This is a genomic window from Mycobacterium sp. DL99, assembly GCF_004762045.1.
Classification (GTDB): domain Bacteria; phylum Actinomycetota; class Actinomycetes; order Mycobacteriales; family Mycobacteriaceae; genus Mycobacterium.
In genome coordinates, this window is record NZ_SJOM01000007.1 from 4,670,582 (window position 1) to 4,692,175 (window position 21,594).

Consider the following 21,594-nt stretch of genomic DNA (forward strand, 5'->3'; position numbering starts at 1 on the left):
CATCGCCGGTTTGGGCGACGGAGATCATTTTCCGACGCCCGCGTGACGTCGGACCTGTCGCGCCCCGTCCAACCCCGGTCCCAGGAAGCGCGTGGCGAGCGTGGTGAACGCCTCCGGATCTCCGGTCGCCTCGAACATCCGTCGGGCCGGACCGGACTCGTGCGGCCTCAGCAAATCGAGCTCGGTCAGCACCCTGAGCAGGTCCTTGGCCGTCTCCTCAGCCGATGACACCAGGGTGACGTTGTCGCCCATGGCCAACTGGATGAGCCCGGACAGCATCGGATAGTGCGTGCAGCCCAACACCAGGGTGTCCACCTCGGCGCGCTGCAGTGGCTCCAGATAGCCCTCGGCCAGACCGAGCACCTGACGGCCGCTGGTGACCCCGCGCTCGACGAAGTCGACGAACCGCGGACAGGCCACCCCGAACACCTCGGTGTCACGCGCGGCCGCGAACGCGTCCTGATAGGCGCCCGAGGCGATGGTGGCGGCAGTGCCGATCACTCCGATGCGTCCATTGCGGGTGGCGGCCACCGCGCGCCGCACCGCGGGCAGGATCACCTCGACCACCGGCACCGGCGAGTAGCGCTCGCGCGCGTCGCGCAGGCAGGCCGACGACGCGGTGTTGCACGCGATCACCAGAGCCTTGACGCCGCGCGCCACCAGATCGTCACCGATGGCCAGCGAGTGCGCCCGGATCTCGGGGATGGTCAGCGGCCCGTAGGGGCCGTTGCCCGTATCCCCGACGTAGATGATGTCCTCATCGGGCAGCTGGTCGATGATCGCGCGGGCAACGGTCAGTCCACCGACGCCGGAGTCGAAGATGCCGACGGGTGCCAGGCGGTCGGTCATATGTTCATGCGCTCAGACGCGGCTGGGCGGGACTCTTCTTCGCTTCCCGCGCCTTGCGTTCTGGTCCGGACAAAAGGTACGCCGCCAGCACACCGGCAAGGGCCCCACTGAGATGGCCCTGCCAGGACACCCCCGCATTGCCGGGCAGTACCCCGAACAGGACGCCGCCGTACACGAACAGCACGACGACGCCGATGACGATCTCCCACACATTGCGGGTGAAGAATCCGAACACGATCAGGAACGCCAGCCAGCCGAAGATCAGGCCGGATGCGCCGATGTGAGTGCTCGTGCACTGCACGGTGACGTAGGGGCAGTGCAGGCCGATATTGCCGATCAGCCACGTGCCGAAGCCGCCGAGTATCCAGATGATGGCGGTCGCGGCGATGAAGCGCCCCATCCCGGCCAGCGTCATGAGAAAGCCGAGCACCAGCGCGGGCACGGTGTTGGCGATCAGGTGCGGCCAGCCGCCGTGCAGCAGGGGCGCCCACAGGATGCCCCACAGTCCGTCGGTCTGCAGGGGCCGGATGCCGTCCTGGTCGAGCCGGTGGCCCATAGCGGTGTCGACGATCTCGATCACGTACAGCAGCGCGACGAAGGTGACGATCGTGAGGCCGCCGACCAACCACGCCGGTCGTTTCTTGGGTGCGCTGGACGACGGTAGAACCGGTTTCGTCATCCCTGCCCACTCACGCCCATAGCTGCCCTTCCAACGCATCCTCTGCATCATCAAGGCTACCGGCGTAGGCACCGGTGGACAGATACTTCCAACCGGCGTCGGCGACCACGAACGCGATGTCGGCGCGCTCGCCGGCCTTGATCGCCTTGGCCCCCATGCCCAGTGCAGCGTGCAGGACGGCGCCGGTGGAGATGCCGGCGAAGATGCCTTCGCGGGTCACCAGATCGCGGGTGCGTTTGACCGCGTCGTAGGAGCCCACCGAGAACCGGGTGGTCAGCACGTCGGGGTCATACAACTCAGGGATGAACCCCTCGTCGATGTTCCGCAGCGCGTACACACCCTCGCCGTAGCGCGGTTCGGCGGCCACGATCTGGACGCCCGGAACCTTCTCGCGCAGGAAGCGCCCGGTGCCCATCAGGGTGCCGGTGGTGCCGAGCCCGGCGACGAAGTGGGTGATCTCGGGCAGGTCGGCGAGCAACTCCGGCCCGGTGCCGTAGTAGTGCGCGTCGCTGTTGGCCGAGTTGCCGTACTGGTACAGCATCACCCACGAAGGGTTCTCCGCCGCAAGCTCTTTCGCGGTCGCCACGGCGGTGTTGGAACCGCCCTCGGCCGCACTGAAGATGATCCGCGCACCGTACAGTTCGAGGATCTGACGCCGCTCGATCGAGGTGTTCTCGGGCATCACGCAGATCATGTTGTAGCCCTTGAGCATCGCGGCCATAGCCAGCGAGATCCCGGTGTTGCCGCTGGTGGGCTCCAAGATCGTGGCGCCCGGCCTCAGCAGCCCGTCACGCTCGGCCTGCTCGATCATGCGCAGCGCGGGCCGGTCCTTGATAGAACCGGTCGGGTTGCGGTCCTCGAGCTTCGCCCACAACCGCACGTGCGGCCCGTCCGGACCGTCCTCCCACCGCGGCGACAGGTGCTGCAGGCCGACCAACGGGGTGTTGCCGAGGGCCTGCAGCAGCGAGTCGTATCTGGTCATGACCCGCCCGCTACCCTCCTGCCACGGCAGGCAGGATCGTCACCGAGTCGCCGTCGGCGATGGTGGTGTCCAGTCCGCCGGAGAACCGCACGTCTTCGTCGTTCACGTAGATGTTCACGAAGCGGTGCAGCTTGCCGTTATCCACCAGCCGGTCGGAGATGCCGGCGTAGTTGGCCTCGAGGTCGGCGATCACTGCCTGCAAGGTATCGCCGGAGGCGCTGACGCGCTTCTGTCCGTCGGTGTGCGGACGCAGGATGGTCGGGATCGAAACTGTTACTGCCATGGGGGCTCCTTAGGTGTACTGCTCGACTGCTCAGTATTCGTCGACGATTGAGACGGGTTCCTCGGTGACGGCCCCGTCGACGATGCGGTAACTGCGCAGCTCGTGCTCGTGCGGGTCTCGCGTGGAGACCAGCACGTAGTGCGCATCGGGCTCTTGTGCCAACGAGATGTCGGTGCGGCTCGGGTAGGCCTCGGTGGCGGTGTGCGAGTGGTAGATGACGACGGGCACCTCGTCCGCCTCGTCCATCGAGCGCCACACCTTGAATTGCTCCATCGAGTCGAAGCGGTAGAAGGTCGGGGAACGCTCGGCATTGACCATCGCGATGAACCGCTCGGGCCGATCAGCGCCCTCCGGCCCGGCGATCACCCCACACGCCTCGTCAGGATGGTCGGCGCGGGCATGCGCCACCATGGCCTCGACGAGATCCCGGCGGATCACCAGCACGTCACAACTCCTTCATTCGAACGCTCCCGGCAACATGTCACGGTAGGTCGGTATTCCGGCCACCGGCTCGGCGGCCAGCAGCCCGACCACCACGGCGCGGGCCAGCACCTCCGCCGCGGCCGCTCCGACCCGGGTGACCAGCGCCGTCTCCGGCGACATCGCCACCGGTGTCTTTTCGTCCGGTTCGACGGTCACCGCGCCCGTCGCCAGCGCAAACACCGTATCGCCATCCAGCGGGGTGTGACACGGCGAGATGGTCCGGGCCAGTCCGTCGTGCGCGGCGACGGCCACCCGGCGGCACCCGGCCGGGCTGAGTTCGGCATCGGTGGCGACCACCGCGATGGTGGTGTTCAGCGGGCCGATCTCCCGATGTCGATCACCGTAGGCGGCGAGCTGATCGGCGGGCGGGGCGATCAGCCCGAACTCCTCGATCAGCGCTGCCATCCAGGGCAGACCGGTGGCCGGATCCACCACGTCACCTGCGGCGTTGAGCACGACCAAGGCACCCACGGTCACCCCGCAGTCCAAGGTCACCGAGGCGGTGCCGACACCGCCCTTGAGGACTCCGGCCCGCGCACCGACCCCGCCGCCGACGGTCCCGAGCGCGAACTCTGTGGACGCCGACGCGGCGGCCGCGTAGCCGAACTCCGCCGTCGGCCGGTTGGTCCAGCCGCCCACCGGCAGGTCGAAGATCACCGCGGCCGGCACGATCGGGACCACGCCGCCGTCCATCGCCACCCCGCGACCCCGCTCCTCCAGCCAGGTCATCACACCGTCGGCAGCGGCCAGCCCATAGGCACTGCCGCCGGTCAGCACCACGGCGTCGACGTGGCGCACGGTGTTGATCGGGTCGAGCAGGTCCGTCTCGCGGGTGCCAGGGGCACCGCCGCGTCCGTCCACGGCGCCGACGGTCCCCGGCGGGGCCAGCACCACGGTCGATCCCGACGCCCACCCCGAGCCCAGTGTCACGTCGGGGTCGATGCGGTGGTGGTGGCCGACCAGGATGCCGCCGACGTCGGTGATCGAACCCATCAGGCCTATCTCCCCATCAGGCTGAGGACGAGGTATTCCTGCAGCACGGTCAGCCACTGGTAGACGTCGACGTGCCCGGCCATCGGGTGCTCGGCGGACAACTGCTCGGCCCCTTGCGGTCCGATGTCGAGCATGGTGCCCAACGCCAGCCGGAGGTCGTTGACGGCAGCGGCCCACGCCTCGGCGTCGTCCTCGGTCAGCTCGAACTTGCCGCCGCCGTCCGGAATCGTGTCCAACAAACGTTGGACCGCTTGACGTTTCGCGTCGATGATCGCCGGTTCATGCAGCCCGCGCAACGCGCTGTTGAGGCTCTCGGCAGTGCCGGAACCGGCCGGATGCTCGGTCTGCGGCCGGTAGAAATCCGGGAGCAGACGCTTCATGGTGGCGTCCTCGGGCGGCTGCGGATTACCGGTCTTCATGCCGGTGATCATCTCGAGTTCGTCTGTGGGCCCCGATGATCCACGCTCGTCGAGCATCCCGAGCATCGAAGTTCCCAGGCTCGACAGCAACGCGGCCTCGTGGGCCTCCAACGCTGAGCGCAACCGCAGACCGTTCGCGGTCTCGACCCGTTTCCATTTGCGCACAGTCGATCAGCGGTCCTGTTGCATGGTGGCCCACAGCCCAGCGGCGTGCAGTTTGGACACATCGGTTTCCATCGACTCGCGACTGCCTGCCGACACTACGGCCTTGCCCTCGTTGTGCACCTGCAGCATGAGTTTGGTGGCGTGCGGCTCGCTGTATCCGAACAGTTTCTGGAATACGTGGGTGACATAGGTCATCAGGTTGACCGGATCGTCCCAGACGATGGTCACCCACGGGCTTTCAGTGGCCTCGACTGCCTCGACATCGCGCTCTTCGCGGGTCCCCGGTCGGGCCTTCGCCGGTGTAACCATGGGCCCACAATACCGGCGGCAACCCTGATACCAGAAACGGCTACGGTTGCTGGTGTGACCGTCGCGTTGCTCACCGACAAGTACGAGCTGACGATGCTCGCCGCCGCGCTGCGCGATGGCACGGCGCACCGCCGCACCACCTTCGAAGTCTTTGCCCGCCGGCTGCCCGAAGGGCGCCGCTACGGCGTGGTCGCGGGCACCGGGCGGTTTGTGGAAGCGTTGGCAGAGTTCACGTTCGCGGCCAACGAACTCACCGTGCTCTCGGAGTTCCTGGATTCGGAGACACTGGATTTCCTGTCGAACTACCGGTTCGGCGGTGACGTCGACGGCTACGCCGAGGGCGAGCTCTACTTCCCGGGTTCCCCGGTGCTCTCGGTGCACGGGAGCTTCGCCGAGTGCGTGGTGCTGGAGACGCTCGTGCTGTCAATCCTCAACCACGACACGGCGATCGCCTCGGCGGCGGCCCGGATGGCCAGCGTCGCCCACGGCCGGCCGATGATCGAGATGGGCTCACGGCGTACCCATGAGCTGGCCGCCGTGGCATCGGCCCGCGCCGCCTACCTCGCCGGCTTCACCGGATCGTCGAATCTGGCCGCCCAGCAGCGTTACGGGGTGCCCGCACTGGGCACCGCCGCGCACGCCTACACACTGCTGCACACCTCCGAGTCCGGACCGGACGAGCAGGCGGCGTTCCGCGGCCAGGTGGCAGCCCTCGGCGTCGACACCACCCTGCTGGTGGACACCTATGACATCACCGCGGGCGTGGCCAACGCGATCGCGGCGGCCGGCCCGCAACTGGGCGCGGTGCGCATCGACTCGGGCGATCTGGGGGTGCTGGCCCGCCAGGTACGCCAGCAGCTGGATGACCTCGGCGCCACGAGCACTCAGATCGTCGTCTCCGGAGACCTCGACGAGTTCGCCATCGCCGCCCTGCGCGCCGAGCCCGTCGACAGCTACGGGGTCGGCACCTCCGTTGTCACGGGCTCAGGCGCGCCGACCGCGGGCATGGTCTACAAACTGGTCGAGGTTGATGGAAGGCCGGTGGCCAAGCGCAGCAGCCGCAAGGAGTCGCACGGTGGCCGCAAGCAGGCCGTTCGGCTCGCCAAGGCCTCGGGCACGATCATCGAAGAGGTGGTCCACCCGTACGGCGAGGAGCCGCTGGAGACATCGGGGCTCACCGCTCGCCGGCTCACCGTGCCGCTGGTGACCGGCGGCGCCCCCGTCGAGGGACACCACCCCGCTACCGACCTGGCCGCTGCGCGCGAGCGGGTCGCCGCAGGGCTGCACAGCCTGCCGTGGGACGGCCTGAAGCTGTCGCGCGGCGAGCCGGCCATCCCTACCCGGGTGATCCCGCCCGCACCCGTTCGTCAGCACCGGCCGTTCCAGACATGACGACCAAATCGAAGCCATCCCGTGAGGTGGCCAATGTGGTGACCAACCTCCTCAAGATCGCCGTCAAAGGGCTCGGCGGTGCCGGCCGTCCAGGTCAGGTAGAGATGGCCGAGGCGGTTGCCAACGCCTTCGAGTCCGGCGAGCACCTGGCCGTGCAGGCCGGTACCGGCACCGGCAAATCGCTGGCGTACCTGGTGCCGTCGATCGCCCGCGCCCTGCAGACCGAGCAGCCGGTGGTGGTCTCGACGGCCACCATCGCGCTGCAACGTCAGCTCGTGGACCGCGACCTGCCCCGGCTGGTGAACTCACTGGCCGACGCGCTACCTCGCGAGCCCACATTCGCATTGCTCAAGGGCCGGGGAAACTACCTGTGCCTCAATAAGATTCACAACGGAGCAACCGAAGAGCCGGCCGACCGTCCCCAGGATGAACTGTTCTCGCCGATGGCGGTCAGCGCCATGGGCCGCGATGTGCAGCGGCTGACGGAATGGTCCTCGGACACCGAGACCGGTGACCGCGACGAGCTGACTCCCGGTGTGCCGGACCGGTCCTGGTCCCAGGTCAGCGTGTCGGCACGCGAGTGCATCGGGGTGTCACGCTGCCAGTTCGGTACCGACTGCTTCGCCGAGCGGGCCCGCGAGAAGGCCGGCGCCGCCGACGTCGTCGTCACCAATCACGCACTGCTGGCCATCGACGCGCTCTCCGATTTCTCGGTGCTGCCCGAATACGAGCTGCTGGTGGTCGACGAGGCCCACGAACTGGCCGACCGGGTGACCGGGGTGGCCACCGCCGAGCTCTCGGCGACGTCCATGGCGGTGGCACACCGCAGGATGGCGCGATTGGTGGATGACGAACTGGCGCAACGCTTCGAGGCCGCTGTCGCGACGTTGTCCTCGCTGCTGCACGAACTCGATGCCGGCCGCATCGACGTGCTCGACGAGGAGCTGGGTATCTACTTGACCGCACTGCGCGACGCGGCCAATGCGGCACGCACAGCGATCGACACCACCCCCAGCGACCCGCAGGCGGCCACGGCCCGCACCGAAGCCGTCACCGCACTGAACGATGTCAGCGACACCGCCACCCGCATCCTCACCTCGTTCGTCCCGCCCATCCCGGACCGCCTCGACGTGGTCTGGGTGGAGCAGTACGAACCGCCCAATGCCGGAAACTCCAACCCGGGAAATGCACCGGCTCCTCGACCCGGTGGGCGGTCCCTGCTACGGGTGGCCCCGATGTCGGTGTCGGGTCTGTTGCGCACCAGGCTGTTCGCCAACACCACGGCGGTGCTGACCTCGGCGACCCTCACTCTCGGCGGCAACTTCGACGCGATGGCGCGCAACTGGGGGCTGGGAGGATTCGCCGACGCCGGCGAGCCCGCCAAATCGGGCGGGGCCTGCGCGCCCGCCAAACCCGGTTGGCGCGGCCTCGATGTGGGGTCGCCGTTCGACCATGCCAAATCCGCAATTCTCTACGTGGCCAAGCATTTACCACCGCCTGGACGGGACGGCACCGACACCCGCACCCTGGACGAGATCGAGGGCCTGATCACCGCGGCCGGTGGCCGCACCCTGGGCCTGTTCTCGTCGATGCGCGCGGCCAAGGCCGCCGCGGAGGTCATGCGCGGGCGGCTGTCAACCCCGGTGCTCTGCCAGGGTGAGGACACCACTTCGGCTCTGGTGCAACAGTTTTCCGATGATCCGGAGACCTCGCTGTTCGGCACCCTGTCGCTGTGGCAGGGCGTGGACGTCCCGGGGCCGTCACTGTCGTTGGTCCTGATCGACCGGATCCCCTTCCCACGCCCGGACGATCCGTTGTTGACCGCGCGGCAACGGGCGATCAGCGCACACGGCGGCAACGGCTTCATGGCGATCGCCGCCAACCACGCGGCGCTGTTGCTGGCCCAGGGCACCGGACGGCTGCTGCGCCACACCGACGACCGCGGGGTGATCGCGGTGCTCGACTCCCGGCTGGCGACGGCCCGCTATGGCGGGTACCTGCGTTCCTCGTTGCCACCGTTCTGGTCCACCACCGACCCTGACCGGGTGCGTCAGTCGCTGAAGCGGCTTCGGGGAGCGGGCTGATATCGCACCCAGTGCACGCCGAGTTAACTAATGTGTGCGGATAACCGCGCGGACAGTTGGCCGCCAGAGTGCACCGGAAGGCAGCAAAATGAGCCGACGCACCCTGTTCGGCATCGCGTGCGCGCTGAGCATGGTGTTGCCACTGGCCGCGTGCTCGTCCCTGGTCGGGGGCACAGCGGTTTCGGTGTTCGCCGATCCGTTCTCGGTCGCCGGCATGCCTGCCACCGACGGCTCCAGTGGGCTGCGCCCAGATGCCGAGAAGCCCTCCCGCAAGGTCAACAACACTGATGGGGGCAAGGCTGACAACCTCGCAGCCAGTGCCGTCAGTGACCTCGAGGAGTTCTGGTCGAACGCCTACTCGGAGGTGTTCGACGGTGAGTTCCAACCGGTGCGCGCGCTGATCTCCTGGGACGCCGAGAGTTTCGACGGGAAGTTCTGCGGCATGGATACCTACGGACTGGTCAATGCCGCGTTCTGCAAACCGGATCGGACCATCGGCTGGGATCGGGGCGTGCTGATGCCCGGCCTACGCAAGCAGAACGGCGACATGGGCGCCGTCATGGTGCTCGCACACGAGTACGGCCATGCGATCCAGCAGCAGGCCGGGCTGATCAACCGCAAGACGCCCACCCTGGTCGCCGAACAGCAGGCCGACTGCCTGGCGGGCACCTACATGCGATGGGTGGCCCAAGGCGATTCCCCGCGGTTCACACTCAGTACGGCCGACGGGCTCAACAAGCTGCTCGCCGCGGTGGTCGCGTTCCGGGATCCACTGCTCACCGAGGCTGAGGCCCAGATCGGGGTCGACGAGCATGGGTCGGCGTTCGAACGGATCTCCGCCTTCCAATTCGGGTTCACCGACGGGCCTTCGGCCTGCGCCGCGATCGACGTCAAGGAGATTGACCAGCGGCGCGGCGACCTTCCGGTCCTGTTACCTGAGGACCAGAGCGGCGACCTGGACATCACCGAACACTGGGTCCGCTCGATGGTCGATGCGCTCAACATCATCTTCAAACCCGCCGACCCACCGCGGCTCAACTTCCGGCCCGACGCCGCAGTGGACTGTTCGAGCGCACGGCCCAGCCCGCCGGCCTCGTACTGTCCGGACACCAACACCATCGTGATCGATCTGGCCGAGCTACAGGCGCTTGCCGCACCGTCCGACGACCTCGATGTCAGCGGTCTGGCCGGCGGTGACAACACCGCCTACTCGGTGCTGATCTCGCGATACATGCTCGCCTTGCAGCATGCCCGGGGCCTGGTGCTCGACAACGCCGAGGCAGCGCTGCGCACCGCCTGCCTGACCGGGGTGGCCACGGCCAAGATGATCAAGCCCGTGAACCTGCCCAACGGTGACACGATCCTGCTGACCGCCGGTGACGTCGACGAGGCGGTATCGGGCATGCTCACCAACGGGTTGGCGGCCAGTGACGTCAACGGCGAGTCGGTGCCTTCGGGTTTCGCCCGCATCGACGCGTTCCGGGTCGGCATCCTCGGTGACGAGGAACGCTGTCTCAAGCGGTTCGCCTGAGTTCAGACCACCTTCGTGGTGCCGTACCAGGCGAGTACCGCCTCGGACTCGTCGGTCGACCGGGTCAGCACGGCATAGGACCGGATGAACGACTGCCCCACGCAGCCGTCGATCTTCACCCGGAAGTTGCTGATCATCACCCACGGCTCGGTGCCCTTGAACTCCTTCTCGGCCACCGGGATGAGGTTGATGATGCCGGGTTTGAGGCCGACCGTGATACCGCCGCCGATGTTCGCGCCGACTCCCGGCAGGATGCCTTCCGGCCACGGTGAGACCACGTCGGTGCCGAGAACCCCGATGGACGAGTTGAGTCCGGCGGTGCCGGTCAAGGAGACGCCGTTGGAGGTACTCATGTCGATGCCGCAACCGATCTGGTAGCCGGCCTCGAGGGTGCCGCGCGGATCGCCGCCGCCGGGTCCGGACATCGCGCCGCGGTACGTACCGCCGACCACGTATTCGCGCGAGGACACCGCGGTGGTCAGCGGTGCCACCGCGGCCTGCGTCTCGTCAGCGGCCGACACGGTCAGATTCCAGCCGTCCGGGGTCTTGAGGGTGGCGGGCGCGGTCGACTCGACCAGGCCGGCCGCGGCCGGTTCGCCCGGTGCGGGCACTACATCGGCGACGACCTCGACCTCGGGTGCCACGACGGGATCAGCCCATGCCGGTGCCACGGACGCCGCGCAGGCCAGGGACGCCGCAGTGAGCAGTACGAAGGAGCGAATCAACACAGGCGGCCTCCGGTTACGGTTCCCAGCGGGAACGTATCGCCCATGTACTTACCCGACCGTCAGCGCGCCTGCGCACTCAGGTGGGCATTTTCAGGACGAATCCACACTCCAGCGCCACCCAGCAGGCACCGTCGGGACCGATCGCCAACCCGTGCGGTTCGCTGCCGGACGGCAGATCGATGGTCACCACGTCCCCGTCTCCGCTGATCCGGGCGATCTGGTCGGCGCCCCACAAGCTGACCCACACTCCGTCGGTCGGGTCGGCGACCACCGCATGCGGCTTGCCCGGCAGATCCAATTCCTGGATCGCATCGCCGACCGGGATTCGGCCGATCTTGTCCGCGCGGATCTCGGTGAACCACACCGCGTCGTCATGGGTGGCCGCGATACCGACAGGACCGGCTGCGGCAGTGGGCAATTCGCGTACCTTGAGGGATCCGTCAACGGTCAGCCGGCCCACCGCGCCGGTCTCGTTGAGCGTGAACCACAACGCGTCGTCAGGCCCCTTGGTGATCATCGACGGCATCCCGCCGACAGTGACCGCGGTGGAGATCTCGCCGTCGGTGCCGATCCTGCCGATCTCGCCGGACGACATCGTGGTGAACCACAACGCATCGTCGGGTCCCGCGGTGATCCCGAAAGGGGCACTGCCCCCGGGCAATTCGAAAGAACTCAACTCCCCCGCCGTGGTTATCCGGCCGATCCGATCGTCGCCGGACCGGGTGAACCACAGTGCCCCGTCCGGTCCGGCCGCGATGATCGACGGACGGGAGCATTCTCCGACCGAGTACGTGCTGACCTCGCCGGTGGGCGAAACCCGGGCGACGGCGCCACTGTGCACCAAGGTCACCCACATCGCTCCGTCACTTCCGGCAGCCAGCGCGTACGGTCCGCCGTCGAGCTGAACTTTGAGCGCCTTACTCAAGCCAGCGCCACCAGTCCGAGCTCGTTGTCAGCGGTCAGCAGCCGATGGTGCGGCAACACCCGCACGGTGTAGCCAACCGGCCCGGCCACCGGCAGCGGTGTGCTCGTCGAGAACACCTCGGTACCGCCGTCTGCCGAACCGGTGTGCGCCATCGGCACAGTCACCGGATTCAGGATCACGTCGCCGGCATCCACCCGGCCCAGCACGGCCTGCACCGTGACTTCGTCGGGCCGCAGGCCGGCCAATTGCACCGTGGCGGTCAGCGTCAGCTGCGACCCCAACAGCGGCGTGTCGGGCAGGCCGTAGCTGTCCACGTCGGTGATCTGAATCTTCGGCCAGGCCTCCTGCGCCCGCCGCCGGTATTCGGCCAATTCCCGGGCCGCACCGAACGGCTCCCCCGAGGTGGCCTCGACGGTCTCGCGCAACGACTGCGCGGCCGGCAGGTAGTACTTCTCGGTGTAGTCCCGCACCATGCGCGAGGCCAGTACCTTCGGCCCGAGCACCTGCAGCGTGTGGCGCACCATCTCGACCCAGCGGGTCGGCACCCCGTGCTCGTCGCGCTCGTAGAACTTCGGCGTGACGGCGTGTTCGAGGAGGTCGTAGAGAGCGGCGGCCTCCAGGTCGTCGCGACGGGCCTCGTCGTCGACTCCGTCGGCGGTCGGGATCTCCCATCCGTTGTCGCCGTCGTACCACTCGTCCCACCAGCCGTCACGGATCGACAGATTCAACCCGCCATTGAGCGCACTCTTCATGCCCGACGTCCCGCAGGCCTCCAACGGACGCAGCGGATTGTTCAGCCAGACATCGCAACCCCAGTACAGCAGCCGGGCCATCGACATGTCGTAGTCCGGCAGGAACGCGATCCGGTGCCGCACCTCCGGCCGGTCGGCGAACCGCACGATCTGCTGGATGAGCGCCTTGCCGCCGTCGTCGGCCGGGTGCGACTTACCCGCTACGATCAACTGCACCGGCCGCTTGCCGTCGAGCAGCAGTTTCTCCAGCCGCTCCGGGTCCCGCAGCATCAGCGTCAGCCGCTTGTAGGTGGGCACCCGTCGGGCGAACCCGACGGTCAGCACCTCCGGATCGAAAGCCGTTGCGATCCAGCCCAGTTCGGCTTCGGACGCACCGCGCTCCAGCCAGGAGCGGCGCAGGCGGGCACGCACGTCACCGATCAGCGTCTCGCGCAGCTGGGAGCGGATCCACCACATGTGCCCCGGCTCCACCTCCTGTAGCCGCTCCCACACCGCCGGTTCTGCGGCCTCCGAGCCGATCAGCTCCCGGCCCAGGGCCAACCACTGCGGGGCCGCCCAGGTCGGGGCATGCACACCGTTGGTGATCGATCCGATCGGCACCTCGGCCCGGTCGAATCCCGGCCACAGGTCGTTGAACATCGCCCGACTGACCCGGCCGTGCAACAGCGAAACCCCGTTGGCCCGCTGTGCCAGCCGAAGGCCCATGTGCGCCATGTTGAACTTCGACGGATCGTCCTCGGCACCGAACGCGACCACCCGCTCCAACGGCACACCGGGCAGCAGGCGACTGTCGGGCGGTCCGCTCCATTGATGTTCTTCGCGCGAGCGCTCATCGGCTGGGCTCCCGAAGTAGCGCCTGATCATCTCGACCGGGAACCGGTCGATGCCGGCCGGGACCGGGGTGTGGGTGGTGAATACCGTCGATGACCGCACCACGGTCAGTGCGGTGTCGAATTCCAGCCCCGCTGCGACCAGTTCGCGGATACGTTCCACGCCGAGGAAGCCGGCATGGCCCTCGTTCATGTGGAACACCTCGGGGGCGGGCAGGTTCTCGATCTCGGTGAACGCCCTGATCGCGCGCACCCCGCCGATACCGGCCAGGATCTCCTGCTTGATGCGGTGTTCCTGGTCGCCGCCGTACAACCGGTCGGTGACACTGCGCAGTTCGTGCTCGTTTTCCGGGACGTCGGAATCGAGCAGCAGCAGCGGAATCCGGCCCACCTGCGCGATCCACACCCGGGCTCGCAGCTCACGGGCATCGGGCAGCGCCAGCGTGACCAGCACCGGCGCCCCGGCCGCGTCGGTGAGCAGCCGCAGCGGCAGCCCCTGCGGGTCCAGCGACGGGTAGGTCTCATGCTGCCAACCGTCAGCGGTCAGGGATTGCCGGAAGTAACCCGAGCGGTAGTACAGGCCAACCGCGACCAACGGCAGACCCAGATCCGATGCGGACTTCAGATGGTCACCGGCCAGGATGCCCAGACCGCCGGAGTAGTTGGGCAGCACCTCGGCGACACCGAACTCCATCGAGAAATACGCGATGCCCTTCGGCATCTCGACCCCGTCGATGATCTGCTGCTGGTACCACAGCGGGCGGCTCAGATAGTTGTCCAGGTCGGCGGCCAGCTCATCGAGTCGGCCCAGGAACGATTCGTCAGCGGCCAGTTCGTCGAGCCGTTTCGGGCTGACGGCCCCCAGCAGCGCCACCGGGTCGCCGCTGGTCTGCTCCCACAGGTCGGCGTCGATGACAGCAAACAGATCCTGGGTCGGCTTGTGCCACGACCAGCGCAGGTTGATCGACAGCCGTTCCAGCGCCGCCAACCGCTCGGGAAGGTGCGCGCGGACGGTGAACCTTCGGAGGGCTTTCACGCGATCCAACCTTACTGACAATTCCGGTTCGCGCAGCGGTGAGCGGCATCCGTACAGAGGCCGTTCACGTCACGCTTAACGCCCGCGAGATTGGGCAGCCCATTACGGTGGGTATCAGACGCGACAAGGCGAGTGCACGAGAGACAGCCGCTTGACCGAGACGATGTGAGGAGTGGATGGGTGGCCGGTCGGATCGGAATCGACGATGTCGCGCCTGTGGTCTTCGGCGGGCAGTTCCCGGCGAAAGCCGTCGTCGGCGAGGTGGTGCCGGTGCGGGCCACCGTTTGGCGCGAAGGCCATGACGCGGTCGCGGCCACCCTCGTGGTGCGTTATCTCGGCACCGATTACCCGCGGCTGGCCACCGGACCCGGCACCGCGGCGGTACCCGCGTCGATCGATGCGGTGATGCGTCCCGCACAGCGCATCAAGCCGCAGGCCCTGCCCATGTCCACCGGGCACACGCCCGATGTCTTCCACGGCCAGTTCACCCCCGACAGCGTCGGACTGTGGACTTACCGGGTCGACGGCTGGGGCGATCCGCTGACCACCTGGCGGCACGCGGTCGAGGCCAAATTGGGCGCCGGGCAGAGTGAGGCCGAGTTGTCCAACGACCTGCTGATCGGAGCGCGCCTGCTCGAGCGTGCCGCCGCCGGGGTGCCCCGCAAACTGCGCGATCCGATGATCGAGGCGGCCGCGGCGCTTCGTACTCCCGGCGACCCGTTCCTGCGTGCCGGGGCGGCGCTGTCCGACGAGGTCACCGAACTGCTCGACCAGTATCCCCTGCGCGAGTTGGTCACCCGCGGTGAGCAATACGGCGTCTGGGTGGACCGGCCGCTGGCCCGGTTCTCTTCGTGGTACGAGGTGTTCCCGCGGTCCACGGGCGGTTGGGACAAGGCCGGGCATCCGGTGCACGGAACGTTCGCCACCGCCGCCGGGCAGCTCCCCCGGATCGCCCGCATGGGTTTCAACATCGTCTACCTGCCGCCCGTCCACCCCATCGGCAAAGTGCATCGCAAGGGCCGCAACAACGCGGTGACCGCCGCGCCGGATGACGTCGGGTCGCCGTGGGCGATCGGCAGCGACGAGGGCGGCCATGACGCCGTGCACCCTGCACTGGGGACGATCGACGACTTCGATGCCTTCGTAGCCGCCGCCCGCAAGCAGGGTGTCGAGGTGGCGCTGGACCTGGCGCTGCAGTGCGCGCCCGATCATCCTTGGGCCGCTGCACATCCGGAGTGGTTCACGGTGTTACCCGACGGCACCATCGCCTACGCGGAGAACCCGCCCAAGAAATACCAGGACATCTATCCGCTCAACTTCGACAATGATCCCGCCGGCCTGTACCACGAGGTGCTACGAGTGGTGCGCTTCTGGATCTCACACGGCGTCAAGATCTTTCGTGTCGACAACCCGCACACCAAGCCGCCGAACTTCTGGGTCTGGCTGATCGCCGAGGTCAAGAACGAGGATCCGGACGTGCTGTTCCTGTCCGAGGCGTTCACCCGACCGGCGCGGCTCTACGGCCTGGCCAAACGCGGGTTCACCCAGTCCTACACATACTTCACCTGGCGGACCAACAAGTGGGAGCTCACCGAATTCGGCAACGAGATCACCGCGAACGCCGACAACGCACGGCCCAGCCTCTGGGTCAACACCCCCGACATCCTGCACGAGTCACTGCAGCACGGCGGTCCGGGCATGTTCGCGATCCGCGCGGTACTGGCCGCCACGATGAGCCCGTCGTGGGGCATGTACTCCGGTTTCGAACTGTTCGAGCACCGGGCCGTCCGGGAGGGCAGCGAGGAGTACCTCGACTCCGAGAAATACGAACTGCGCCCCCGCGACTTCGCGGCCGCGCTGGCCGAGGGCCGCTCGCTTGAGCCATTCGTGACCCGCCTCAACGAGATCCGGCGCCTGCACCCCGCGCTGCGCCAGCTGCGGACCCTGACCTTCCACCACGTGGACAACGACGCACTGCTCGCCTACAGCAAGTTCGACCCGATCACCGGAGACACCGTGCTCGTGGTGGTCACCCTCAACCCGTTCAGCCCGGAGGAAGCCACGTTGTGGTTGAACATGGGTGCACTGGGTATGGAAGCACATGACCGGTTCTGGGTACGTGACGAGATCACCGGCGAGGAATACCAATGGGGGCAGTCGAATTACGTGCGCATCGATCCCGCCAAGGCGGTGGCGCACGTGTTGAACATGCCGCTCGTACCCTATGAGCAACGACTGGGCTTGCTACGCAGGGAATGAGAACGAGATGACAAGAAGCAACCACCTCACCGACCTACATCTGCGACCCGACCCCACCGACATCCAGCGGCTGCTGATCGGTCAACACCACGATCCGCATTCGGTGCTCGGCGCCCATGAATTCAACGGCCGGACCGTGATCCGGGCCTTCCGCCCACACGCCTCCAAGGTCGTGGCGGTGATCGGCGGTGATCGATTCCCACTGCAGCACATCGACTCCGGGCTTTTCGCGGTGTCCGTTCCGTTCACCAACCTTGCCGACTACCGCCTGGAGATCGGCTATCCGGGTGCCGACGACACGATCTTCACCCACACCACCGCCGACGCCTACCGGTTCCTGCCCACCCTCGGTGAACTGGACCTGCATCTGTTCGCCGAGGGCCGCCACGAACGCCTCTGGGAGATCCTGGGCGCGCACCCGCGCAGCTTCACCACCCCCGACGGGGTGGTGGACGGTGTCTCGTTCGCAGTATGGGCACCGAATGCCAAGGGCGTCAGCGTGATCGGTGACTTCAACCACTGGGATGGCAACGAGGCGCAGATGCGCGTGCTGGGGTCCTCTGGGGTATGGGAACTGTTCTGGCCCGGGTTCCCCGTCGGCGGCCTGTACAAATTCCGCGTACACGGCGCCGGCGGAGTGACCACCGACCGCGCCGACCCGATGGCATTCGCCACCGAGGTACCACCGCAAACCGCATCCCGGGTCACCACCAGCTCCTACACCTGGAACGACGGAATGTGGATGGCCCGTCGCGCCGCGCAGAACCCGGTTTTCGAACCGATGAGTACCTACGAGGTGCACCTGATGTCCTGGCGCCCGGGGCTCAGTTACCGGCAACTGGCCACCGAGCTGCCCGATTACGTTGTGGAGCAGGGCTTCACCCACGTCGAACTGCTCCCGGTGGCCGAGCATCCGTTCGGCGGCTCGTGGGGCTACCAGGTCACGTCCTACTACGCCCCGACCTCACGCCTGGGAACTCCCGACGACTTCCGGTATCTCGTGGATTCGCTGCATCGGGCCGGGATCGGAGTGATCGTCGACTGGGTCCCTGCCCACTTCCCCAAGGACGCGTGGGCGCTGGGCCGATTCGACGGCACCCCGCTCTACGAGCATTCCGACCCGCATCGCGGCGAGCAGCTCGACTGGGGCACCTACGTTTTCGACTTCGGCCGGCCCGAGGTGCGCAACTTCCTGGTCGCCAACGCCTTGTACTGGCTGAAGGAATATCACGTCGACGGACTCCGGGTAGACGCCGTCGCCTCGATGCTCTACCTCGACTACTCCCGCCCCGAGGGCGGCTGGACGCCCAATATCCACGGTGGTCGGGAGAATCTGGAGGCGGTGCAGTTCCTGCAGGAGATGAACGCCACCGTGCACAAGGTGACCCCGGGAATCGTCACCATCGCCGAGGAGTCGACCTCCTGGCCCGGTGTCACCCGCCCGACCAACCTTGGCGGCCTTGGTTTCTCGATGAAATGGAACATGGGCTGGATGAACGACACGCTCGACTACGTCAGCCATGACCCGGTGCACCGCAGCTATCACCATCACGAGATGACGTTCTCGATGCTGTACGCGTTCAGCGAGAACTACGTGCTGCCGATCAGCCACGACGAGGTCGTGCACGGCAAGGGCACGCTGTGGGGCCGGATGCCCGGTGACGACCACGCCAAGGCGGCGGGGCTGCGCAGCCTGCTGGCCTATCAGTGGGCCCACCCCGGTAAGCAACTGCTGTTCATGGGCCAGGAATTCGGGCAGCGGGCCGAATGGTCGGAGGAACGCGGACTGGATTGGTTCCAACTCGACGAGCAGGGCTTCTCCGGCGGCGTGCAGCGATTGGTGCGCGATCTCAACGGCATCTATCGGCGCCACCCGGCGCTGTGGAGCCGCGACACCAGCCCCGAGGGCTACTCCTGGATCGACGCGAACGACTCGGCCAACAACGTGCTGAGCTTCCTACGGTTCGGCGCCGACGGTTCCGTGCTGGCCTGCGTGGTCAACTTCGCCGGGAGTGAGCACAGCGAGTACCGGCTGGGCCTGCCGCACGCTGGTGCCTGGCAGGAGGTACTCAACACCGACGCGACCATCTACAACGGGTCGGGCATCGGGAACTTCGGCGTGGTGCAGGCCACCGACGAGCCGTGGCACGGCCGCCCGGCCTCGGCGGTGATGGTGCTGCCGCCGCTGGCGATGCTGTGGTTCGAGCCCGCCTGACTTGTCCCGCCAGCAGACACAAAACTGCCCAATTTCAGGCGAGTAGCGGCAGCTTTGTGTCTGTTCGGCGAACGAAAATCAGTACAGCGCGTTGGCCAGATTGCGACGACCCGCGACCACGTCGGGATCGGCCGGGTCGAACAGGTCGAACAGCTCGACGAGCCGGGTCCGCACCGTGGTCCGGTCGTCGCCCGCAGTGCGCTTGATAAGCGCGATGAGCCGATCGAACGCCGCTGACACGTTCTGGGCCAGGATCTCGGCGTCGGCAGCGGCGAGTGCCGCCTCGATGTCGTCGGGAGCAGCGTCGGCCGCGGCCACCGCGTCGGGGCGCTGGGCGCTTGCCCGCTCCAGGAATGCGATCTGCCGCACCGCGCCCTTGGCCTCGGCGTGGTTGGGCTGGGCATCGAGGATTGCCTGATAAGCAGCCGACGCGGCGGCGAAGTCGCCTTCGTCGAGAGCAGCTCTGGCCGCGGCCAGTTCGGGATCGACCTGCTCAGGCTCATCGTCACCGGAACCGGATCCGGTCAGCTTGCCCGCGGTCGCCTCGAGCAGCGAATCGACCCAGCGACGGAGTTCGTCGGCCGGTTGCGAGCCCTGGAAGCTGGCGATCGGCTGTCCTCCGGCGAGCGCGACGACGGTCGGCACGCCCTGGATTCCGAACATCTGCGCCACTCGCGGAGTGGTGTCGACGTTGACCAGCGCCAGTGACCATTTGCCGTTGTCGGCCGCAGCCAGACCTGCCAGGGTGTCCCCCAGCGCGGCGCTGGAATCGCTGCGCGGCGACCACAGCAGCACCACTACCGGCACCTGGCCCGAGCGGACCAGCACCTCGGCTTCGAAGTTGGCTTCGTTGACCTCGGTGACATTCGGGCCGCCGGCCGGGCTGGGACTGCCGCCGCCCGAACCGGCCGCGGCGGGCCGCTGCTTGAGTGCCGAGAGGTCAACCGCGCCGGCCAGCGCCGGCCCCACAGAAGGTCGTGGACGAGTCACGTCACCAAGTCTGTCACGTTGTTTCCCGCAGGGCGCCGCCCGGTTGCGACACCGCGGCCGGAGCATCACCCGACTCCGCGCCCGAAACCAACCGGCCAGCGCGATCAGCCCACATGACAAAGATCACACTGCCCAATGGCACGATGCTGCCCAGCAACGCCAGAATCCACGTCCGGGCACTCCAGCCGACAGCCATTGCGACCATCAGCGCGGTGAACAGGTACGCCAGGAACAGCACTCCGTGCACCGGCCCGAAGACCTGCACCCCGATCTCGGTGCCCGACGAATGGACCCGCTTGAAGTACATGCCGATCAGCAGACCGGCCCAGCTGATCGCCTCGGCGATCGCCACCAGACGGAACCGGCCGGCTTCGGTACGGACATCGAATGTGCTTGCCATGGCCACCATTGTGCCCAACCGTGGCGCCAGCTACTACACAGCGTCGTTGTAATTCGCCGATTAGCTGTCAGCGACGAAGGATCAGCGCATCGCCCTGGCCACCGGCACCACAGAGCGCGGCCACCGCGTAGCCGGACCCCTTGCGGGCCAGTTCCAGCGCCGCATGCAGCGTGATGCGGGCACCCGACATGCCGATCGGGTGACCGATCGCGATAGCGCCGCCGTTGACGTTCACCTTTGCCGGATCAACGCCCAGCTCCTTGATCGAGGCCAGCGACACCGCAGCGAACGCCTCGTTGATCTCGAGGACGTCCAACTGATCGACGCTGATGCCCTCACGCTCGACGGCCTTCTTGATCGCGTTGGCCGGCTGGCTCTGCAACGTGGAGTCCGGACCGGCCACCACACCGTGTGCACCGATCTCGCACAGCCAGTCCAGGCCCAGCTCCTGAGCCTTGGCCTTGCTCATCACCACGACCGCGGCCGCACCGTCGGAGATCTGCGACGACGAGCCGGCGGTGATGGTGCCGTCCTTGCGGAAAGCCGGGCGCAGGCCACCGAGCGATTCGGCCGTGGTGTTGGCCCGGATTCCCTCGTCCTCGGCGAACTCGATCGGGTCGCCCTTGCGCTGCGGGATCGACACCGGCACCACCTCGTCGGCGTACACCCCGTCCTTCCATGCCGCGGCGGCCTTCTGGTGCGACTGGGCCGCAAACTCGTCCTGCTCAGCGCGGGTGAACTTGTCGACGTCGTTGCGCTGCTCGGTGAGCGCCCCCATCGGCTGGTCGGTGAACACGTCGTGCAGACCGTCATAAGCCAGGTGGTCGACCAGCGTCGCATCGCCGTACTTGTAGCCCTCACGGCTCTTGGGCAGCAGGTGCGGGGCCTGGCTCATCGATTCCTGGCCACCGGCGACGACAACCTCGAACTCACCGGCGCGGATCAGCTGGTCGGCAAGGGCGATGGCATCGATGCCCGAAAGGCACATCTTGTTGATGCTCAGCGCGGGCACGTCCCAGCCGATACCGGCGGCCACCGCTGACTGGCGGGCGGGCATCTGCCCGGCACCCGCGGTCAGCACCTGGCCCATGATCACGTAGTCGACCAGCGAAGCATCAACCTTGGCCTTCTCCAGGGCACCGCGGATTGCGATTGCCCCCAGGTCACTGCCGGAAAAATCCTTCAGCGAGCCCATCAACTTGCCGACCGGAGTACGCGCTCCAGCAACGATCACCGACGTGCGAGATTCCGCAGTCATTTCCTACCTCCATAGCCAGGGTCCAAGAGCTG

General features: G+C 67.4%; 19 protein-coding genes. 5 read left to right on the forward strand and 14 right to left on the reverse strand.

The genetic code is table 11. The annotated features are described in order from the left end of the window. Nucleotides 1–24 precede the first annotated feature (24 nt). From murI to clpS, 8 genes are read right to left on the reverse strand one after another with little or no spacing between them, the layout of a single operon-like run. Entirely contained in the window at nucleotides 25–849 is an 825-nt protein-coding gene (murI, locus tag EYZ64_RS22765) for a glutamate racemase (RefSeq protein WP_135456937.1), read from the reverse strand. A gap of 4 nt (nucleotides 850–853) precedes the next feature. After that, entirely contained in the window at nucleotides 854–1,528 is a 675-nt protein-coding gene (locus EYZ64_RS22770) for a rhomboid family intramembrane serine protease (protein ID WP_135456938.1), read from the reverse strand. Between the two features lie 10 nt (nucleotides 1,529–1,538). Next, a complete protein-coding gene (locus EYZ64_RS22775; RefSeq protein WP_135456940.1) occupies nucleotides 1,539–2,510 on the reverse strand; it encodes a cysteine synthase in 972 nt (323 codons plus the stop codon). A gap of 10 nt (nucleotides 2,511–2,520) precedes the next feature. After that, nucleotides 2,521–2,793, reverse strand: coding sequence for a MoaD/ThiS family protein (locus EYZ64_RS22780; protein ID WP_135456942.1), 273 nt, complete (start codon nucleotides 2,791–2,793; stop codon nucleotides 2,521–2,523). A 30-nt stretch (nucleotides 2,794–2,823) separates the two neighbouring features. Continuing rightward, nucleotides 2,824–3,237 (reverse strand): M67 family metallopeptidase, encoded by a 414-nt coding sequence (locus EYZ64_RS22785; protein WP_135456944.1) that lies wholly within the window; start codon nucleotides 3,235–3,237, stop codon nucleotides 2,824–2,826. A 12-nt stretch (nucleotides 3,238–3,249) separates the two neighbouring features. Further along, complete coding sequence (locus EYZ64_RS22790; RefSeq protein ID WP_135456946.1) at nucleotides 3,250–4,269, reverse strand: P1 family peptidase; 1,020 nt, start codon at nucleotides 4,267–4,269, stop codon at nucleotides 3,250–3,252. Nucleotides 4,270–4,274: 5 nt separating this feature from the next. Beyond that, the gene (aosR, locus tag EYZ64_RS22795; protein ID WP_135456948.1) at nucleotides 4,275–4,853 is read right to left on the reverse strand and encodes an oxidative stress transcriptional regulator AosR; all 579 of its coding nucleotides are present in this window, start codon (nucleotides 4,851–4,853) and stop codon (nucleotides 4,275–4,277) included. 6 nt (nucleotides 4,854–4,859) lie between these two features. Further along, on the reverse strand, nucleotides 4,860–5,162 hold the full coding sequence (gene clpS, locus EYZ64_RS22800; protein WP_135456950.1) for an ATP-dependent Clp protease adapter ClpS: 303 nt from the start codon (nucleotides 5,160–5,162) through the stop codon (nucleotides 4,860–4,862). A 54-nt stretch (nucleotides 5,163–5,216) separates the two neighbouring features. Here clpS and EYZ64_RS22805 point away from each other — a divergent pair, with 54 nt between their 5' ends. From EYZ64_RS22805 to EYZ64_RS22815, 3 genes are all read left to right on the forward strand, one after another. Further along, entirely contained in the window at nucleotides 5,217–6,554 is a 1,338-nt protein-coding gene (locus EYZ64_RS22805) for a nicotinate phosphoribosyltransferase (protein WP_135456952.1), read from the forward strand. Beyond that, nucleotides 6,551–8,638, forward strand: a complete 2,088-nt coding sequence (locus tag EYZ64_RS22810; protein WP_135456954.1) for an ATP-dependent DNA helicase — start codon at nucleotides 6,551–6,553, stop codon at nucleotides 8,636–8,638. Before EYZ64_RS22805 ends, EYZ64_RS22810 begins: the two co-directional genes overlap by 4 nt. 88 nt (nucleotides 8,639–8,726) lie before the next feature. Continuing rightward, complete coding sequence (locus EYZ64_RS22815; RefSeq protein ID WP_135456956.1) at nucleotides 8,727–10,169, forward strand: neutral zinc metallopeptidase; 1,443 nt, start codon at nucleotides 8,727–8,729, stop codon at nucleotides 10,167–10,169. 2 nt (nucleotides 10,170–10,171) lie between these two features. On the opposite strand, the gene EYZ64_RS22820 is transcribed toward EYZ64_RS22815, so the two are convergent. The 3 genes from EYZ64_RS22820 to EYZ64_RS22830 all read right to left on the reverse strand — a co-directional run bounded on the left by EYZ64_RS22820 (nucleotide 10,172) and on the right by EYZ64_RS22830 (nucleotide 14,440). Further along, nucleotides 10,172–10,897, reverse strand: coding sequence for an MspA family porin (locus tag EYZ64_RS22820; RefSeq protein WP_210115556.1), 726 nt, complete (start codon nucleotides 10,895–10,897; stop codon nucleotides 10,172–10,174). 76 nt (nucleotides 10,898–10,973) lie between these two features. Beyond that, complete coding sequence (locus EYZ64_RS22825) at nucleotides 10,974–11,822, reverse strand: virginiamycin B lyase family protein (RefSeq protein ID WP_135456958.1); 849 nt, start codon at nucleotides 11,820–11,822, stop codon at nucleotides 10,974–10,976. Then, complete coding sequence (locus tag EYZ64_RS22830; RefSeq protein ID WP_135456960.1) at nucleotides 11,819–14,440, reverse strand: glycosyltransferase family 1 protein; 2,622 nt, start codon at nucleotides 14,438–14,440, stop codon at nucleotides 11,819–11,821. Before EYZ64_RS22830 ends, EYZ64_RS22825 begins: the two co-directional genes overlap by 4 nt. A 180-nt stretch (nucleotides 14,441–14,620) precedes the next feature. Between EYZ64_RS22830 and EYZ64_RS22835 the strand changes: the two genes are divergently transcribed. Continuing rightward, entirely contained in the window at nucleotides 14,621–16,699 is a 2,079-nt protein-coding gene (locus EYZ64_RS22835) for an alpha-1,4-glucan--maltose-1-phosphate maltosyltransferase (protein WP_135456962.1), read from the forward strand. A 7-nt stretch (nucleotides 16,700–16,706) separates the two neighbouring features. Next, nucleotides 16,707–18,914, forward strand: coding sequence for a 1,4-alpha-glucan branching protein GlgB (gene glgB / locus EYZ64_RS22840; RefSeq protein ID WP_135456964.1), 2,208 nt, complete (start codon nucleotides 16,707–16,709; stop codon nucleotides 18,912–18,914). Nucleotides 18,915–18,992: 78 nt separating this feature from the next. Here the strand turns inward: glgB and EYZ64_RS22845 are convergent, their stop codons facing one another. Genes EYZ64_RS22845 through EYZ64_RS22855 form a run of 3 tightly spaced genes read right to left on the reverse strand, consistent with a single transcriptional unit; the run spans nucleotide 18,993 to nucleotide 21,562 of the window. After that, a complete protein-coding gene (locus EYZ64_RS22845; protein WP_135456966.1) occupies nucleotides 18,993–19,904 on the reverse strand; it encodes a tetratricopeptide repeat protein in 912 nt (303 codons plus the stop codon). A 13-nt stretch (nucleotides 19,905–19,917) separates the two neighbouring features. Further along, a complete protein-coding gene (locus EYZ64_RS22850) occupies nucleotides 19,918–20,313 on the reverse strand; it encodes a DUF3817 domain-containing protein (protein WP_135456968.1) in 396 nt (131 codons plus the stop codon). A 58-nt stretch (nucleotides 20,314–20,371) separates the two neighbouring features. Continuing rightward, a complete protein-coding gene (locus tag EYZ64_RS22855) occupies nucleotides 20,372–21,562 on the reverse strand; it encodes an acetyl-CoA C-acetyltransferase (protein ID WP_135456971.1) in 1,191 nt (396 codons plus the stop codon). Nucleotides 21,563–21,594 lie beyond the last annotated feature (32 nt).

Coding starts and splice junctions, on each gene's coding strand:
- murI (WP_135456937.1), bottom strand. CDS start 849: ATGACCGACCGCCTGGCACCCGTCGGCATCTTCGACTCCGGCGTCGGT.
- EYZ64_RS22770 (WP_135456938.1), bottom strand. CDS start 1,528: ATGACGAAACCGGTTCTACCGTCGTCCAGCGCACCCAAGAAACGACCG.
- EYZ64_RS22775 (WP_135456940.1), bottom strand. CDS start 2,510: ATGACCAGATACGACTCGCTGCTGCAGGCCCTCGGCAACACCCCGTTG.
- EYZ64_RS22780 (WP_135456942.1), bottom strand. CDS start 2,793: ATGGCAGTAACAGTTTCGATCCCGACCATCCTGCGTCCGCACACCGAC.
- EYZ64_RS22790 (WP_135456946.1), bottom strand. CDS start 4,269: ATGGGTTCGATCACCGACGTCGGCGGCATCCTGGTCGGCCACCACCAC.
- clpS (WP_135456950.1), bottom strand. CDS start 5,162: ATGGTTACACCGGCGAAGGCCCGACCGGGGACCCGCGAAGAGCGCGAT.
- EYZ64_RS22810 (WP_135456954.1), top strand. CDS start 6,551: ATGACGACCAAATCGAAGCCATCCCGTGAGGTGGCCAATGTGGTGACC.
- EYZ64_RS22815 (WP_135456956.1), top strand. CDS start 8,727: ATGAGCCGACGCACCCTGTTCGGCATCGCGTGCGCGCTGAGCATGGTG.
- glgB (WP_135456964.1), top strand. CDS start 16,707: ATGACAAGAAGCAACCACCTCACCGACCTACATCTGCGACCCGACCCC.
- EYZ64_RS22850 (WP_135456968.1), bottom strand. CDS start 20,313: ATGGTGGCCATGGCAAGCACATTCGATGTCCGTACCGAAGCCGGCCGG.
- EYZ64_RS22855 (WP_135456971.1), bottom strand. CDS start 21,562: ATGACTGCGGAATCTCGCACGTCGGTGATCGTTGCTGGAGCGCGTACT.